General features: G+C 63.5%; 16 protein-coding genes and 1 tRNA gene. 3 read left to right on the top strand and 14 right to left on the bottom strand.

Annotated features, from left to right (window positions below; genetic code table 11):
* Positions 1-26: 26 nt before the first annotated feature.
* From AC1RUR_RS03510 to AC1RUR_RS03490, 5 genes are read right to left on the bottom strand one after another with little or no spacing between them, the layout of a single operon-like run.
* Positions 27-1,676: a branched-chain amino acid ABC transporter permease gene (locus tag AC1RUR_RS03510; RefSeq protein WP_492841332.1), complete on the bottom strand. Its 1,650-nt coding sequence runs from the start codon at positions 1,674-1,676 to the stop codon at positions 27-29.
* 4 nt (positions 1,677-1,680) lie between these two features.
* On the bottom strand, positions 1,681-2,562 hold the full coding sequence (locus tag AC1RUR_RS03505) for a branched-chain amino acid ABC transporter permease (RefSeq protein ID WP_492841330.1): 882 nt from the start codon (positions 2,560-2,562) through the stop codon (positions 1,681-1,683).
* Complete coding sequence (locus tag AC1RUR_RS03500; protein WP_492841328.1) at positions 2,559-3,287, bottom strand: ABC transporter ATP-binding protein; 729 nt, start codon at positions 3,285-3,287, stop codon at positions 2,559-2,561. The genes AC1RUR_RS03505 and AC1RUR_RS03500 overlap by 4 nt, the downstream gene beginning before the upstream one ends.
* Positions 3,287-4,024 carry an ABC transporter ATP-binding protein gene (locus AC1RUR_RS03495; protein WP_492841326.1) on the bottom strand — a complete coding sequence of 246 codons (738 nt, stop codon included), beginning with the start codon at positions 4,022-4,024 and terminating at the stop codon, positions 3,287-3,289. Before AC1RUR_RS03495 ends, AC1RUR_RS03500 begins: the two co-directional genes overlap by 1 nt.
* A 13-nt stretch (positions 4,025-4,037) precedes the next feature.
* Positions 4,038-5,330 carry an ABC transporter substrate-binding protein gene (locus AC1RUR_RS03490; protein WP_492841324.1) on the bottom strand — a complete coding sequence of 431 codons (1,293 nt, stop codon included), beginning with the start codon at positions 5,328-5,330 and terminating at the stop codon, positions 4,038-4,040.
* A 203-nt stretch (positions 5,331-5,533) separates the two neighbouring features.
* Between AC1RUR_RS03490 and AC1RUR_RS03485 the strand changes: the two genes are divergently transcribed.
* Complete coding sequence (locus tag AC1RUR_RS03485; protein ID WP_492841322.1) at positions 5,534-6,490, top strand: AraC family transcriptional regulator; 957 nt, start codon at positions 5,534-5,536, stop codon at positions 6,488-6,490.
* Between the two features lie 185 nt (positions 6,491-6,675).
* Here the strand turns inward: AC1RUR_RS03485 and AC1RUR_RS03480 are convergent, their stop codons facing one another.
* From AC1RUR_RS03480 to AC1RUR_RS03445, 8 genes are all read right to left on the bottom strand, one after another.
* Positions 6,676-7,068: a putative quinol monooxygenase gene (locus tag AC1RUR_RS03480; protein ID WP_492841320.1), complete on the bottom strand. Its 393-nt coding sequence runs from the start codon at positions 7,066-7,068 to the stop codon at positions 6,676-6,678.
* A 36-nt stretch (positions 7,069-7,104) separates the two neighbouring features.
* Positions 7,105-7,866: a glucose 1-dehydrogenase gene (locus AC1RUR_RS03475; RefSeq protein WP_492841318.1), complete on the bottom strand. Its 762-nt coding sequence runs from the start codon at positions 7,864-7,866 to the stop codon at positions 7,105-7,107.
* 38 nt (positions 7,867-7,904) lie between these two features.
* Positions 7,905-8,693, bottom strand: coding sequence for a carboxymuconolactone decarboxylase family protein (locus AC1RUR_RS03470; RefSeq protein ID WP_492841316.1), 789 nt, complete (start codon positions 8,691-8,693; stop codon positions 7,905-7,907).
* A gap of 254 nt (positions 8,694-8,947) precedes the next feature.
* Positions 8,948-9,023, bottom strand: a tRNA-Lys gene (locus tag AC1RUR_RS03465).
* Positions 9,024-9,213: 190 nt separating this feature from the next.
* A complete protein-coding gene (locus AC1RUR_RS03460; RefSeq protein WP_492841314.1) occupies positions 9,214-9,810 on the bottom strand; it encodes a Spy/CpxP family protein refolding chaperone in 597 nt (198 codons plus the stop codon).
* 197 nt (positions 9,811-10,007) lie between these two features.
* Positions 10,008-11,012 carry a TRAP transporter substrate-binding protein gene (locus AC1RUR_RS03455; RefSeq protein ID WP_492841312.1) on the bottom strand — a complete coding sequence of 335 codons (1,005 nt, stop codon included), beginning with the start codon at positions 11,010-11,012 and terminating at the stop codon, positions 10,008-10,010.
* A gap of 301 nt (positions 11,013-11,313) precedes the next feature.
* Positions 11,314-12,876 (bottom strand): 2-isopropylmalate synthase, encoded by a 1,563-nt coding sequence (locus AC1RUR_RS03450; RefSeq protein WP_492841310.1) that lies wholly within the window; start codon positions 12,874-12,876, stop codon positions 11,314-11,316.
* A gap of 552 nt (positions 12,877-13,428) precedes the next feature.
* Positions 13,429-13,869, bottom strand: a complete 441-nt coding sequence (locus AC1RUR_RS03445) for a hypothetical protein (protein ID WP_492841308.1) — start codon at positions 13,867-13,869, stop codon at positions 13,429-13,431.
* Between the two features lie 62 nt (positions 13,870-13,931).
* Between AC1RUR_RS03445 and AC1RUR_RS03440 the strand changes: the two genes are divergently transcribed.
* Positions 13,932-15,152, top strand: a complete 1,221-nt coding sequence (locus AC1RUR_RS03440; RefSeq protein ID WP_492841306.1) for an SMP-30/gluconolactonase/LRE family protein — start codon at positions 13,932-13,934, stop codon at positions 15,150-15,152.
* A gap of 96 nt (positions 15,153-15,248) precedes the next feature.
* Positions 15,249-15,992 carry a 3-deoxy-manno-octulosonate cytidylyltransferase gene (locus AC1RUR_RS03435; RefSeq protein WP_492841304.1) on the top strand — a complete coding sequence of 248 codons (744 nt, stop codon included), beginning with the start codon at positions 15,249-15,251 and terminating at the stop codon, positions 15,990-15,992.
* A 51-nt stretch (positions 15,993-16,043) separates the two neighbouring features.
* On the opposite strand, the gene kdsA is transcribed toward AC1RUR_RS03435, so the two are convergent.
* Positions 16,044-16,895 (bottom strand): 3-deoxy-8-phosphooctulonate synthase, encoded by an 852-nt coding sequence (gene kdsA, locus AC1RUR_RS03430; protein ID WP_492841302.1) that lies wholly within the window; start codon positions 16,893-16,895, stop codon positions 16,044-16,046.
* Positions 16,896-16,962 lie beyond the last annotated feature (67 nt).

The following is a 16,962-nucleotide window of genomic DNA, read 5'->3' as shown; positions in this document are numbered from 1 at the left end:
CGGGTCTCGCTAAGTGAAGTTGACGATTAGGTTTCGAGCAGGTCCTGCACGCGGCGCAGGAACAGCGCATGATAGGCCTCGTCCGAGGTGGCGTAGTTCCGGTCCTCGACCACGCGCGGCGCAGTGCCGCGATGGCCCGAGAGCGCGACGATGCGGTAGGCGCGGAATTCCTCCAGCACCATGATCGCGTATTTGTCGACCTGGCCTTGCCGGCGGAAATAGATCAAGAGGCGCTCCAACGCCTCGCTGTGCTGCCCGAGCGGTCGCGAGCGGTGCTCCTCGATCACGGCATCGGTCACCAGCCGCTTGAGGAAATCGCGCTGCATCTTGTCGAAGCGGCGGAAATAGATCTGGTCCTTGTCTTCGGTCTCGGTGGCTTCTTCCGGTAACATCTCTCCGCCTTTCTCCGCACGGGTCGCCCGCCGCTCGCTCTTCTTCTTGTCGCGCCAGGTACGGAACTGATGCTTGATGCCGAACAGGCCCTCGCGCAGGAACAGCACGACGCCGAGCATGATCGCGCCGATCAGCATGTAGCGAAGCGGGCCGAGATCGATCAGGACGCGATCGATGAACACCACGATCGCGGTGCCGGCGACCGCCCCCTCCGAGCGCCCGATGCCGCCGATCACCAGCATCGCAAGCGACAGCAGCACGGTGTCGAAGGAGAACAGGTTCGGCGAGGCGCCGCCGAAATGGCAGGCATAGAAGCCGCCGATGAAGCCGAGCGCTGTCGAGGAGATCAGGAACACCATGATGCGGGCGCGGACGAAGTCGACGCCGCAGGCCTGGGCGAAGGCCTCGCGCTTCTCCGGCGCCATGCGCAGCACCCGGCCGAGCCGCTTGCCGTCGATGAAGCGATAGACGATCAGGGCGAAGGCCATCAGTGCCAGCGCCGCGTAGTAGCTGAACAGCAGCCGCGGCATCTGGCCGAGGCTCACCGGCAAATAGCTCGGCGCGCCGTAGAGGCCGCCGGTCGCCGAACCGAACTCGCGCGACTGCACGACATAGACGCGGCAGAGCTCGACTACCCCGAGCGTCAGCAATGCGTAGTAGAAGCCGTCGAGCCGCATTGCCGGCAGGCCGATGATGAGGCCGAAGGCGAGCCCGAACAGCGCACCGATCAATGGCAGCAGCCACCATGGCATGCCGAACTGGATCGCCAGATAAGTGGTGCCATAGGCGGCCGCGCCGACCACGGCGTAGCTCGCCAGCGAGTAGATGCTCGCCGTGCCGATGATCAGCATCCAGCACAGATTGACCGCGGCGTAGATTCCGAACACGGCGGCCGCGCTCATCACCGTGTTCCAGCTGGCCGTCGGCACGACGGCGGGAGCGAGGATCATGGCGATGAAGGCCAGCGTCCACCAGATCGGGCGCTTGTCGACGATGGTCTTCTCGCGGCGCATCGTCTTCGGATTGTATTCGCCGCGGATCTGCAGCACGCGCCGCCGGGTCGGCCAATAGCGCATGCGCCACCACAGGGCGCCGCCATGGCCGGGCCATTTGTAATAGTAGCGCAGGCGGCCGACGGGATGCATAGCCGGCTTGAAGGCGCGCGTCTCGTTCCAGGTAACCTGATGCGACAGATGGGGATTGGTTACGGCCTCGCGCGCCGGAGCTTCCGGATAGTGGCAGTCGGTCGGATCGATCCAAAAGGGTTGGGCAGCGTCGGTCATCGCTTCACGCCTCCCGCGCCTTGTCGAGCAGGCCCGCGATGCCGCGCGGACGAACCAGCAGCACCAGGATGATCAACAGGAACTGGGTGATCAGCACATACTGCCCGCCGAGCAAGGTCGAGGTCAGCGCCTCGTTGAGGCCGATGATGACCGCGCCGATCACGGCGCCGGGCACGCTGCCGAGGCCGCCGACCAGCGCGATGCTCAGCCCCTTCACCATCGGCGTGATGCCGCTGAACGGGGCGACGTAGTAGGTTTGCGCCAGCAGCACCGAGGCGAGACCGGCGAGCGAGCCGGTCAAGGCCATCACGTAGAAGCCGGTGCGACGCACGCCGATGCCGACGATGGAAGCGGCATGCGGGTTCATCATCATGGCGCGGATCTCCAGCCCGCGGCGGCTGGAGCGCATCCAGAGGAGGATCAATGTCAGCAGCACGATCGCGGAGGCCGAGGCACCGAGCTTGTCGGAGGTGACGATTACGCCGAAGATGTCGGCATTCCAGTTGCCGAACAGCCGCGGCAGGGATTTCGCGCGCGGTCCGAAATACCAGAGCAGCGCCTGGTTGCCGATCAGGCTGATGGCAAGCGTTGCGATTAGCGCGCGCAGCGGGAAGTTCGGCTTGTCGTGGATCGGAATGAAGGCAAGCAGGCAGACGATCAGCCCGCCGAGTGCGCCGGTGATGATGCCGGCCGCCATCACCACCGCGGGCTGCGCGCTGATGTTAAGGCTGACCAGCCAGGCGCCGTAGCCGGACAGCGCGAAGATGAAGCCGAAAGCCATGTTGACGAGGCCAAGGCTCGACCATGTCAGAGAGATGCCGATCGCGAGCGTGCCGTAGATGCAGGCCAGCGTGATCGCGTTCGAGAGAACAAAGCTCCAGTTCACCGGTGGCCTCCCATCAAGCTCTTCGAGGCCGAGGCTTCGCCCTTCAATTTGCCGGCATGCATGCCGATGATGCGGTCCACCCTGCCCTCGAGCAGCCCGAGATTCTGTTCGGCGATCACCATGGCCGAGCTTCCGAGCTCGACCGCCATCAGCGCATCGACCACGGACTTGCCGATCTTCGGTGCGAGCCCGAGCGAGGGCTCGTCGACGAGAAAGAGATCGGCATCCGCCATCAGCCCGCGGCCGATCGCGACCATCCGCCGCTCGCCGCCGGAGAGACGGCCGACCGGCGTTGCCATCAGCTTCTCGAGCGGTGGAAAGGTCTGCAGAATTTTCAGCTTGCGCGTGGCGCGTTCCTTCCAGGCACGTTTGGTATAGGCGCCGCTGTCGAGATGCTCTTCCACGGTCAGGCCGTGAAAGATCTCGTCGCCTTGCGGGATCAGCGCCAGTCCTCGGCGGACGATCTGGTGGGTGTAGCGCCCCGGTCCCTGGCTGCGGGTGCGGCCGACCTCGAAGCCGTTGAGCAGGATCGAGCCGCGCTGCCAGCCGGTGAGACCCGCGATCGCCTGGAACAGCGTCGACTTGCCGTGGCCGTTGAGGCCGACCAACCCGATGCGCTCGCCGGCGAACACGGTGAGATCGAGATCGTGGATCACCCGCAGCGGGCCCCAGCCGGCGGACAGGCCGCGGACGTCGAGCACAGCGTTTGTCGCGACGTCACTCATCAGTGGACGTCCTCGGCGCTCTCGAACTCGAAATAGGCGGCCTTGACGCGCGGATCGACCAGGATCTGGTCGAGGCGGCCTTCCGCGATCATCTCGCCGGCGTCGAGCACCATGACCCGATCGGCAATGGTGTCGAGCAGCTCCATGCGATGCTCGATCAGGACGATTGCGATGTTGAGCTCCTTGGCGAGCACGCGCATGATCTCGTCGAACTCGTCGATCTCCGAATTGATCAGGCCCGCGGCCGGCTCATCCATCAGCAGGATCTTTGGGCGGCGCATCAGCAGGCAGGTCATCAACAGCTTGCGCCGGTTCAGCGTTTCGAGCTGGTCCGCCATGGTCAGGCTCGGCACGTGAAAGGCGACGAGGCCGGCCCCCCATTCGGAATCATCAGGCGTCAGATACGGCCGATAGGCCTGCCGCGCGGCCTTCAGGACCTGGCCGACCGTCATGCCCTCGGGCACGACGGGCGTCTGATAGGTCCGCCCGATGCCGAGCCGTGCGCGCTGGTGCAGTGGCAGCGACGTGATGTCCCTGCCCTCGTACTGCACTGAGCCGGATTTCGGCGGCATCCGCCCCGACAGCACCTCGAACAGGCTGGTCTTGCCGGCGCCGTTCGGCCCGATGATGCCGAGCACCTCGCCCGGCGCGACCGAAAGCGAGATGCCGTGCAGGATCGAACGGCCGCCGAGATCGAGCGTGATGTCGCGGCAGGCGAAAAGTGGTGCGGATGCCATCGTGCCGTGCACGTCACCACCACGGCGCCTTGCGCAGCGCCGTCTCGCGCAGCACGTCGGGATAGATGATCTTGTGCTCGGCGTTCTGGACCTGGAAGAACAGCTGCGCCATGCCCTGCTCGAGTTCCTTGGCGCCGATCGCGTCACCCGTGTCGGGATAGTGCGCGCATTCCTGCAGCGAATTGTTCATGCTCATGTAACCGCAGACGCCGCGATACGGCGTCTTGCGCACGAAATCGCAGACCTCCTTGAACTTGTTGGGATCGCCGACCGCTTCCCACGCGGCCTTCAGATAGTAGGTCACGTCGTAGCCGTTGCCGGTGTAGCAAAGGCCCATGATGCCGGGGAAACGCTTCTTGTACTTGGCGCGGAATTCCTTGCCCTTGTCATCGGCATAGACGCCGAGCACGGTGCTCCAGACAAAGCCTTCGGCGGCAGGTCCCGACAGCTCCAGGAATTCCGGCTGCGAGGGGCCGTATTGCAGATAGACCAGCGTGCCCTTGAGCGGATCGGCGCCGAACTGCTTGACGAAGGCGGCGTATTCGGCGGCGACCCAGTGATCGATCATGACGGCGCCGGCGCCGATCTTCTTGATCTCCTGGATCACCGAACCCCAGTCCTGCACCGGGTACTGGATGTCGGTGACGCCTGCGAGCTTGAACTCGCTCTTCGGCAGCGCCGATTGCAGCGCTTTCGAAATCGTCTGGTTGTAGGCGATCTGCTCCTGGACGATGTGGACGCCGTTGTTGATCGGCTTCCAGATGCCCTGGTCGCGCATCGCCTTGAGAAACACCGGAAACGTGTAGCCGTAATGCACTTCCGACGGATCGGTCTGGAAGATGTGGCCGTATTTCTCGGGGTTCTTCGCGAGGATGTCGGTGAAATTGCGCTGGGTCAGCCCCCACAGGAACGGCGCCTTGTAGCGCGCCGAGACGTCGGCGACCGGCACCGGCGTGAATACGAAGGCGCAGGACATCGCGTGCACCTTGGCGTCGATCAGCTTGTTGATCGCGACCTGCCCGCTTTCCGGCGACAGCGGGTCGATGTCGACCACGACGGTCTTCAGCGGACGGCCGAGCACGCCGCCGGCGGCGTTGATCTCCTCGATGGCGAGCGTGGTGCCGTTGAGATAATCTTGGTGGTCGGCGACGCCGGCCTGGGCGGTCTGCGCGGTCGGCACGCCGATCAGGATCGGATCGCCGGCGGCCCGTGCGGCGCCGGAGATGAACGGCGCCGGCAGCGTTGCGGCGGCCGCCGCCGCAGGCACTGCTTTCAGGACTCGCCTGCGCGTGAATGTCGTGGTCATCTATAGCCCCCTCTGCTGGCCGCCGTGACGGTTGCGATGCGGGATGAGGCTAGGTCGGGAGCGGCGTGCCCGTCTTTTCGGCAAGCGCACTGTGTTTTCTTCCAGAGCGCACCCGGAGCGGACTTAGGCTGGTACGCTTCTTGAACGCGCTTGAATGAGGAATGGGCTTGCGTTTCGATCAGTGAACCATTGAGCTGGGCGCCATGACGCAGAGCAACTCATACACAACGGCCGGAATCGACGGACAGGGCAGCATCGAGGCGTGGCGGCAGGCCATGGCCGAGGTCTATTACCGGCTGGACATCCAGTCCGTGCATACCGACCGGCTGCGCGGCGAGCTGATCGACTGGCAATCCAACATCCTGGGCGTCTCGAACTTCCGCGCCGATGCCCAGCGCGTGATCCGCCGCAAGGAAGCCGCCAAGGCCGACAAGACCGAAGACTTCGTCTTCCTGTTTCCGACTCGCCACGCTATGCGCTTCCAACAGCGTAGCCGCGAAGGGCTGGTGCTGCCGGGGAGCGTATTCCTGGTCAATGCAGCTGAAGCTTATGTGATCGACGTGCCCGACGCCTCCGAGAACATCACGATCAAGATCGACCGCGAGCGCCTCGCCGGCCGCGTCGCCGGGATCGACGATCTCTGCGCCACCGCCGACTTCACCAATCCGCTGCTGGTGCCGGCGATCACCACGCTCGGCGAGCAGGTGCTGAAGATGCAGCCCTCCGAGCACAGCGCGCGGATCGAGGACTGCATCATCGACATGCTCTGCCTGATGATCGAGTGCCGCGATCAGCGCGACAACAGCGCGCTGATCCGCGAAACGCTGGGCACTTCGCTGTTCAACCGGATCAGTGCCTACATCCGCCGCAACCTCGCCGATCATTCGCTGACGCCGGAGCGCGCGGCGGCTGAGCACCGGATCTCGCTGCGCTACCTGCACAAGATCTTCCAGTATCAGGGCACGACATTCGGACAGGTGCTGCAGGAGGAACGGCTGCAGCAGGCGCATCTGATGATTCTGGCGAGCGGTCAGCGGGGCACGATCAATCTCGGCGAGGTCGCCTATCGTTGCGGCTTCGCCAGCCAGTCGCACTTTTCAGTCAGTTACAAGAAGCGCTTCGGTATTCCACCGCGTAAGACGCGCCTGACGTCCGGGTGACTGCAGTCGTCGGTTCAGGTCGGACCGCATCACCCACGCATCTAGAGTGCATTAGTCATTTCACTATTGCGGTCGTCGCGGTCAGGCCACGCCAATACTTCTCGCAAGACAGGAACCAGACGACGTCGCCGGGACGGAGTTCGTCAATCGGTTCACCCTCGCACCTGGCGGCGTTTATGGCGCCCTCAGGTCGGCTTCGCGCCAAGCATGATGGGCGTCATCGGGATCAGCTTAAGTGACTTCACCATGTTCGCCGTCGTCGCCTTGTATTTCTTGAAATGAGCAGTTTCCAGATGAGCCCTGTACGCATCCACGTCCCGGTAGATTTCAAACACCCTGACGTGCGCGGGATTATCCCTTTCAGAAACCGCGTAGAGAGCCAGAACGCCTGGCTCGACGCGCGTGGCGGCTTCGATCTGCTCGGTCACCGCAGCTTTGTAAGATTCTAGCTGTTCGGGGTCGACTTCGATTTCCGCTTCCTGCAGATATAGTCGCGGCAAGTCACCGGAAACGGCGGATCCGGAAATGGAGGTCGCAAAGATGGACGCGCTCAGAACGAGAAGTTCTCCGAATTTCATCAGGCCTCCTGACGCGTGAAGGGTGAACGCCGCTTTTCAGCGTATGGTATACCCACCGTCAATCGCGAGTGCGTGACCGACCATGAAGCTTGCGGCCGAGCTGCAAAGCCAGAGCACGGCGCTTGCGATTTCCTCAGCTCGGCCGAGTCGACCGATGGGCACACTCTGCAGCATCGCGTTGAGGGCGTCGGCCTGAGTCGCCATCATCCGGTCCATCATCGGCGTGTGAATCATGCCGGGACACACCGCGTTGATGCGGATGCCTCGGGCGGCGTAGTCAAGCGCTGCGCTCTTGGTAAGCCCCAGCACACCATGCTTCGAGGCCTGGTACGTCCCGCGCTTGGGTCCTGCCACCAGACCACCGATAGAGGAGCAGTTCACGATTGCACCGTTACCTTGTTCGAGCATCTGCCGTAGCTCGAACCTCATGCAGCTCCAGACGCCCCGCAGATTGATGGAAATCACGCGATCAAAGTCTTCTCGGGTGCTGACCGCGGCTTCCACAGCGACATTCTGGACGCCGGCGTTGTTGTAGGCTGCATCGAGCCTACCGAATTCTGCGACGGTCCTCCTGACCATTTCCTCGACCTGATCGTCGTCAGAGACGTCACAGCGGATAGCGAGCGACTTGTAGCCCAGTGACGACAGCTCATCAGCAGCGGATCGGACGGCCTCTTCGTTCGCATCGGCGAGCGCAACGGAAGCGCCCGCTTCCGCGAAAGCCTTCGCGGAAGCAAGGCCGAGTCCCGAACCCGCGCCCGTGACAAGAGCCACCTGACCTTCAAACGAAATGTTCACAATGGTGCTCCAGCGATCGATCCGATATACTGCCCTGACTAGTGTGGGCGTTTCTCGAACACATCCTTCGCGACCGGCATTGCCGAAAACACGTTGGGCCAACCAACATAGAAGGCAAGTTGCGTGATGGTCTCCGAAGCCTCGGTTTGGGTCAGGCCGTTGTCCATCGCCCTGTTCAAGTGAGGCGTGAGCTGCGCGGTCTGTCCGTTTGCGATCAGCGCGCTCACCGTGACGAGACTGCGGTCCCTCGGCGCGAGGTCCGGCCGCAGCCAAAGGTCTCTGAACAGCACGTCGGTGGTATACTGCACCACTCCCGGGAAGAACTTGCCGAACTGCGCCTCGACGCTTGTCGCACGCTTCTCCTCGGCGGCTTCGTCGATCGGCAGTGGTGTCACCGAAACAGCCGGAAGCTGATCGACGGCGATGTGGCGCTCCGCGAAAACGTCCTTGGCAATCGCTGTCGCCGCCATCGCATTGGCCCAGCCGGCATAAAAGGCCAAATGGCTGATAATCTCGGAAATCTCGCGCGGTTTCACGCCATTATCGAGCGCAAGAGCGAAGTGATAGGGCATCTCGATGGTCTGATTGCGCGCGATCAGCGCCGCCAAAGTCACAATGCTTCGGTCGCGGCGCGCCAGTCCCGGCCGTTTCCAAACGTCGCCGAGCAGACGATCCTGGGTATAGGCCGCGAGTTGCGGGGCGACCTGCCGGACATCTTCATACGAGAGAATGCGATTTGACCGGTTCACGCTGGCAGTCTCCTCTGTATGGGCGGATGGCATGGCGATCAGAGAAACCAATGCGATTGCCGCGGCTCGCAGTTTCATAAGATGGCTCCTTGGGATGCCGGAACTCATGTCGGCGCCAGCCCAACCCGAACGGCGCATTCAACAAGCGTGTTATAGGCGGCCGACCGTCGTGCGATTAGGTGGCAGAATTCGCTTGGACCTATGAGGCAGGCTCATAAGTCCCGCCGGCCTGGACGGTGGCTCGCAGACGATCGGATCACGATTTTCGTTACGATACGCGATCAGTCCAATGCGAAATTAAAAAAAGCCCTTGCGGGCCAATCTCTTAAGGGTGGTGGGCGCACCAGGGCTCGAACCTGGGACCCGCTGATTAAGAGTCAGCTGCTCTACCAACTGAGCTATGCGCCCGAAAGGCGTCAAAGCCTTGCGAGGCCGGTCGTTTAGCAAAGCGATCCGGGTCTGGCAAGCGATGTGGCGAAGGTTTTCCAAGGTTCTTCCACAGCCCCGGAAATGCGAAAAGCCGCTGGATTCCAGCGGCTTCGCCAAGGCAAATCCAAGGCGGATCCCAAGGTCAACTCCTCGGGAAATACGGGGTGGCTCAGAGCCGGCCCTCGCGATCCCGGTCCGGGCCGCCGTCACGGTCGAAACGGTCGCCGTGGAAGTGGTCCATGCCGCGATCCATCATGCGGTCCATGCCCCGTTCCATGAAGTGGCGGGGCGGGCCGTCCTCGCCGCCGCCGAACGGGCCGCGGTGACGGGTCAGCGCGGCAAGGCGCCGTTTCTGGCCCTCATCCAGGGTCTTGTAGAGAGGATCGGCTGCATCGGCGATCTTCTTCAAGGCCGCGGAGGAAGCCCCCATGTCCTCGGCATGCTGGCGCAGGCGGGCAACCGGATCCTCCGGCTTGTCGGCGGCGCCGGGGGCGGCGCTCATGCGCGCATTGGCGCGGTCGATGCGCAGCTTGGCGAAGTCGCGCACGGCGGCCTCGACCGGCGGCCACAGCTTCTCCTGGTCGGCGTTGAGCTTCAGCCCGGCATGGACGGCGGCGATCCGCGCGTCGACGAAGGCGGCGCGGTCTTCCGGGTTCATGCGGACGTGGCGGAAGTGCTCCATCCACGGGCGATGATATTGGGCATAGACCGCGCCCGAGCCGGCGATGCTGAGCACGGCGATGGCGGCGATGGTGAACTTCCTCATGACGTACCTCCTCTGGAAGGATGCGCTGAAGATGGGCGCCGCGCGCCCCGCGCGCAACTTACAACTTGGACAGGGAGGGCGTCCTTACGAAGATGTAACGCCTGATTTTACCTCCAGCCGCAACCGGAAATCGTTCGCAACAAAAAGGGGCTTCCGCGCCTGGCACGGAAGCCCCCTTCATTCATGCATTGTTTAGGTCAGTTCGTCGTGCTCTTCGATTCCTTCAGGAATTCGTCGATCAGCGGCTGGCCGACGCGGCTCGCGGCGTCCTTGTAGACCGGCTCCATCGCCTTGCGCATCGCCTCGTCCTGCTCCGGCGTGAGCTTGATGATCTCACTCTTGCCGCTCTTCTTGATCTCGGCCAACGCGTCGTCGTTCTCCTTCTGCGACTGCGTGTTGGTGAAGTCGGTGGCTTCCTTCATCGCCTTCGACAGCGGGTCGCGAATGTCGGCCGGCAGATCGTCCCAGAACTTCTTGTTCACGATCACGACGTAGCCGATGTAGCCGTGGTTGGTCTCGGTGATGTACTTCTGCACCTCATGCATCTTCTGGGTGTAGATGTTCGACCAGGTGTTCTCCTGGCCGTCGACCACGCCGGTCTGCAGCGCCTGGTAGACTTCCGAGAACGCCATCACCTGCGGCAACGAGCTGAGCGCCTTGAACTGGGCCTGCAGCACGCGCGAGGACTGGATCCGGAACTTCACGCCCTGATAGTCGCCGGGTGTGACCAGCTTCTTGTTGGCGCTCATCTGCTTGAAGCCGTTGTCCCAATAAGCGAGGCCGGTGATGCCCTTGGCGTCCAGCAGCTTGAGCAGCCGGAGGCCGAGCGGTCCCTCCGTCACCTTCCGCAGCGTCTTCAGGTCGGGAAGGATATAGGGCAGATCGAACACCTCGAACTCGCGGATGCCGAGCGGGCCGAATTTCGAGTTCGAGGGCGCCAGCATCTGGACGCTGCCGAGCTGCAGCGCCTCGAGCTCTTCCTTGTCCTTGTAGAGTGTCGAGTTTGGATAGACCTCGACCTTGACCTTGCCGCCGGTGTACTTTTCGGCGAGCTCCTTGAACTTCTCGGCCCCCTTGCCCTTCGGCGTGTCGGTGGCCACCACGTGGCTGAACTTGATGATGATTGGCGACTGAGCCGCTGCCGGCCCGGTCAGGCCGAGTGCCAGTCCCGCGATGGACGCGGCGATCGCGAAGGTGCGCATGATCTCTCCCTGTCGTTATCTGGGCCGCCCGGAGCGCGGATGGCCGATTCTTATGCCGGCAGCATCAATACAGGGTGGCACACACCTGTGCCATTGGCCCTTAGCAGGGCAGCCATTCATGGGGAGGCCGCGAGCACCACTGCGCTCCCTCTCCCGCATGCGGGAGAGGGTTGGGGAGAGGGGTGTCTCCTCAATGGGACATTCCTCGTAAGGAAAGACCCTCACCCGCCGCCCTTCGGGACGATGCCTCGCATCGCCCGGAGGGCGTCGGCTTCTCCCGCAAGCGGGAGAGGCGAAAAGCTCAGCTCGCCGCGGCGGTCGTCACCGTGTCGCGCTGGCGCTTCATGACGATCTTGTTGAGCGCGCCGAGATAGGCCTTGGCCGAGGCGACCAGCGTATCGGGATCCGCCGCGCGGGCCGTCATCGAGCGACCCTCCTGGGACAGTCGCACCGACACCTCGGCCTGCGCGTCGGTGCCTTCGGTGACGGCATGGACCTGGTACAGTTCGAGCTTGGCCTCGTGCGGCACCAGGCGCTTGATGCAGTTGAACACCGCATCGACAGGACCGTTGCCCTCGGCCTCCTCGATCTTGATCTGGCCGTCGACGTCGAGCTTCATGGTCGCGCGCTGCGGACCATGGGTGCCGGCGATCACGGTCAGCGAGGTCAGCTTGATGCGGTCGTGGGAGGCGGCCATCTCCTCGTCGACCAGCGCCTCGATGTCCTCGTCGTAGATGTCCTTCTTGCGGTCGGCGAGCGCCTTCATCCGCGTGAACGCGTCTTCCAGCTGGTTCGGGCCGAGCTTGTAGCCCATCTCCTCAAGTTTGTGCACGAAGGCGTGGCGGCCGGAGTGCTTGCCGAGCACCAGCGAGGACTGCTTCAGGCCGACCATCTCGGGCCGCATGATCTCGTAGGTCGAGGCGTCCTTCAGCACGCCGTCCTGATGGATGCCGCTCTCATGCGCGAACGCGTTCCGGCCGACGATGGCCTTGTTGTACTGCACCGGGAACGAGGTCGCCGCCGACACCACCTTCGAGGCGCGGGTGAGCTGCGTGGTGTCGATCTTGTTCCAGTACGGGAATTTGTCGTTGCGCACGTTGATCGCCATCACGATCTCTTCGAGCGCAGCGTTGCCGGCGCGCTCGCCGATGCCGTTGACCGTGCATTCGACCTGGCGCGCACCGCCGACGATGCCGGCCAGCGAGTTCGCAACGGCCATGCCGAGGTCGTTATGGCAGTGCACGGAGAACACCGCCTTGTCGGAGTTCGGCACGCGCTCGATCAGCGTCCGCATGAAGTGGGTGTATTCCTCCGGCACCGTGTAGCCGACGGTATCGGGGATGTTCACCGTGGTGGCGCCGGCCTTGATGACGGCCTCGACGATGCGGCAGAGATACTCCATCTCGCTGCGGGTGCCGTCCTCGGCCGACCATTCGACGTCGTCGATCTGGTTGCGGGCGCGCGCGACCATGGCGACCGAAGTCTCGATCACTTGCTCCGGGGTCTTGTTCAGCTTCACCCGCATATGCAGCGGCGAGGTCGCGATCACGGTGTGGACGCGGCCGCGCTTGGCGAATTTCACCGCTTCAGCGCAGCGGTCGATGTCGGCTGGATGCGCGCGGGACAGGCCGGCGATGACGGCGTTCTTGGAGCGGCGGGCGATCTCGCTCACCGCCTGGAAGTCGCCCTCGGAGGTGATCGGGAAGCCGGCCTCGATGACATCGACGCCCATATCATCCAGCAGCTCGGCGACCTCGAGCTTCTCCTCGAAGGTCATGGTGGCGCCGGGGCATTGCTCGCCGTCGCGCAGCGTGGTGTCGAAAATGATGACGCGGTCCTTGTCGGACTTGTTGACGGGGGCCATTGCAAACTTCCTTTTGAATTTGTGCGCCGTTCAGTGCTGGGCGCTTGAGGTGTCCGGTGATCTCGACCAACCCCTGAGCGCCCAGGCGCGTGGCGCCCAGCCGGCCCTCAGGGGCAAGTAAGAAGAAGGCCGCCAATCAGGAGGGTGGGCAGCAGCGCGGCCGGGATCGTGGCGGCGGCCAGAGCCACCTCCCCCGAAATCCCATCGATTTGGCCACGAATCAGCATTGCCAGACCCTTTTGAGCCCTCAAATCCTCGGTCAAAACCGTTGACGGTTGGTTGCCGGGAGGCCCAATGCGCCTGTTTCTAGACGAGAAACGGGCGCAACTGCAACGCCAAAAGATGGTCAGAAGAGCTGACCTGATTGGGGGTGCGTCCCTGCGCGTCCCGTCATCCTGAGGTGCGATGCGTAGCAGCGCACGCGGAGCCTCGAAGGATGCACGGCCGAGCTGCTTCAGCCAGGCCGTCGCCCTTCGAGGCTTGCTCTGCGGCGCTGTCGCGCCGCGGAGCGCGCACCTCAGGGAGACGGTCGAGCCTGTGATGCCTATCAGACTATCCCGTGCGGCGGGCGCGGGCCCTGCTCTCCCAGCGGTCGAGCATCTGCCCGAGCTCACCCGTGACCGGAGGCGACACCTCGTTGGTGTTGGCGGGCGCGGTAGAGACCCAAGCCGGCTGCGCGTAGCCGCGCAAGCGACGCGCTTCCGCATGTCGTTTTCGGGAGATGTAGTCACGCGTGAAATAGCCGGCCGCAAACGCGATCCCGAGCAACACGATCAATATCAAGCCACCCACACTCAGCTCCAGCTTTGCCCCCGCGGGATTTGTGCGCAGCAATGACGGCAAGGTCAAGGCATCGCGCGTCACGAACGAATAGCGGTTCACACTCTGGGGAACCGGCGCATGCGCGCATTTCCGGTGCGAACCGGACGCCGCCGACGAAATCGAAATCGCGCAGAAGATGCGGCGGTAGCCCTCGTCACCAGCCGCGGACAAGACTAACCTCGCACGTGCTCGGCCGGATCAACCGGCTAGCAGAACATGACCGGGAGGACGCGATGACACGCCACGAGCAGCGCGAACAAGCTGCTGCGCTTTCACGACGAACGCTTGTCCAGGGACTTGCAATCGGCGCCGCCACGATGGCCGGAGCCGGCGCCGCGCTGGCACAGACCGGACCTGCCGCGCCGCCGACGACGATCACCACCCCGCCGCGCGATTTCGGCCCCAATGGCGCGCCGACCACCTATTTCTGGGACCCCGACATCATCGCGGTCGATCCGTCCTTCAACGACCTCGCGCAGCCCAACACCGCGATCAAGCGGCTCTATACCGGCCTGCTATGGGCCGAGGGCCCGGCGTGGAGCGCACAGGGCCGCTACCTCTTGTGGAGCGACATTCCCAACAACCGGCAGATGCGCTGGACCGAGGACGACGGCCGCGTCAGCGTGTTCCGCTCGCCGTCCAACAACTCCAACGGCAATTCGTTCGACTTCCAGGGTCGCCAGCTCTCCTGCGAACATTTGACCCGGCGGGTGACGCGCTACGAGCACGACGGCACCGCCACGGTGCTCGCCGACTCCTATCAGGGCAAGCGGCTGAACTCGCCGAACGACATCGCCGCGCATCCCGACGGCAGCTACTGGTTCACCGACCCGCCCTATGGCGGCCAGCTCTATGAGGGCGAGCCCGACGTTGCAGGCGGCCCGAGCAATGCGGGCGGCAAGCTCAATCCGCGGATCGGACAGCCGGCCGGCTTCACACCGGGCAAACGCGAGCTGCCGACCAACTGCTATCGCATCGATCCTAGCGGACGCATTGACCTCGTCGTCACCGAGGAGCAGGTGCCCGATCCGAACGGATTGTGCTTCTCGCCCGACTACAAGAAGCTCTATGTCGCCTCGACCGGCAAGGGCCCGGGCGACACCGGTCCCGGCGGCAAGGGCGAGATCTTCGTGTTCGACGTCGGCACGGACAACAAGCTCTCGAATCTCAAGAAGTTCAGCGATTGCGTGATCGACGGCGTGAAGTGCGGGCCCGACGGCGTGCGCTGCGACGTCAACGGCAATGTCTGGGCCTCCAGCAATGCCGGCCGCGCCGTCGGCTACAGCGGCGTGACGGTGTGGTCGCCGGAGGGCAAGCTGCTCGGCCGCATCCGCCTGCCGGAAGTGTGCGGCAACATCTGCTTCGGCGGCCCCAAGCGCAACCGGCTGTTCATGGCCGCGAGCCAGTCGCTCTATGCGGTGTTCACGGCGACACAGGGCGCGGGGCCGGGCTAAGCAGGCCAGATGCGAACTATGATGAGGCGCCAGCGGGGCACGCTGGCGCCTCAAACTCGCGCCCTACGTTGCCCGTTCAGAAAGCGAAAGGTTCCGATGCGTCCAATCGTGATCATACCCACCCGGCTAGGTTCAACCAGGCTCCCAGGCAAGGCGCTGACGGATATCAACGGTGAGCCGATGATCGTTCACGTCTGGCGAAGAGGTCTCGAGGCCGATATCGGCCCTGTCGTCGTTGCCTGTGGAGATCAAGCCATCAGGGATGTCATCGACGATCTGGGCGGCCGGGCAGTCCTGACTGATCCGACCCTCCCGACGGGGTCCGATCGTGCGCACGCAGCATTGCAGTTGATCGACGCGGAGGCAGCCTACGATGTCACCGTTGTGCTTCAGGGCGACTTGCCTACCATTGATCCAGCGACGATACGGGCGACAATGGAGCCATTGGCCCGGCATGCCGATTGCGCAATTGCCACGCTCGCCACCGAGATCGAGGATCCCATCGAGCTTCAGGCGCCTAGCGTTGTGAAGATCGCCCTTGCGATCCACCCGGGAGACACAATCGGTCGCGCAGTCTATTTCAGCCGGGCCGTCATTCCCGCAGGCTCCGGGAAGTACTATCATCACGTCGGCATGTATACCTATCGGCGCGAGGCGTTGACGAAATATGTCGGCCTGCCACGAGGTGTTCTCGAGCAGCGAGAAAACCTTGAACAGCTCAGAGCGATCGAGCACGGCATGCGGATGGACGTGCAAGTGATCCAGACTGAGCCCTTGGGTGTGGACACGCTGGCTGATCTGGAGCGCGCCAGAGAACTTTTGGCGGCCAAGAATACCTAGTCTAGGCAGGACCGTCAGACATTCTTGCTGGTCGGATTGTCGTCCACAAAATCAGGCCCGCACGGCATGATGTACCGCCTTCAGAGTCGAAAGCAGGCTTGCAGCCGCGTCGAGTGGAAGGCAGCTGGGCCCGTCGCACAGCGCCCTGTCGGGGGCAGGATGAAATTCCAAGAATACGCCGTCGGCTCCCGCCGCCACAGCCGCCTTTGCAATGATCGGCGCGCCTTCTCGCCTTCCGCCCGTCGAGCCACCGTTGGTGCGGGGGTCAGCGCCAGGGAGTTGCACGGCATGGGTGGCGTCGATGGTTACCGGCACGCCCAAGCGCTGCATCTCTCCAATACCCAACATGTCGACCACCAAGTTGTTGTAGCCGAAGGAGCTGCCCCGCTCGCACAGGACGATGTCGACTCCGGGCGCGGCCTCCCGGGCCTTAGCAATGATGTTCTTACACTCCCAAGGAGCCAGAAATTGAGCCTTCTTGACGTGCAGCCAACCGCCGGCTTCTCGGGCGGCACGCGCGGCTGCGACAATCAGGTCGGTCTGGCGACAGAGGAAGGCGGGGATCTGCACCAAATCCGCGACGCTGGCCACGGGTTCGACCTGGTCGATCTCATGGACGTCAGTGACGATAGGCACGTTTAGCGCGCGCTTGACCTCGGCCAGCATGGCCAAGCCGTCCTTCAAGCCGGGGCCCCGGTAACTCGTGATCGACGAGCGGTTGGCCTTGTCGAAGCTGGCCTTGAATATGAACGGCAAGCCGAGGTCGGCAGTGATCGCCTGCAGGTGACGCCCAACGCTCAGGGCCACCCCAAGGCTCTCCAAGACATTCAAGCCGGCGATTATGAGCAGAGGCTGGCCTGTCCCGAACGAAAGATTCCAATGCTTTAGATGAACGACTGCCATCACTGTCACCTGTCAAGTCATGAACCCAGAACAAGTTGAGCATAGTAGCAAATTCAAGGATCACACA

The organism is Bradyrhizobium sp. GW821-FHT12B03 (assembly GCF_058807535.1).
The sequence above is the reverse complement of the archived record's forward strand: the minus strand, read 5'-3'. Positions and strand labels throughout refer to the sequence as shown.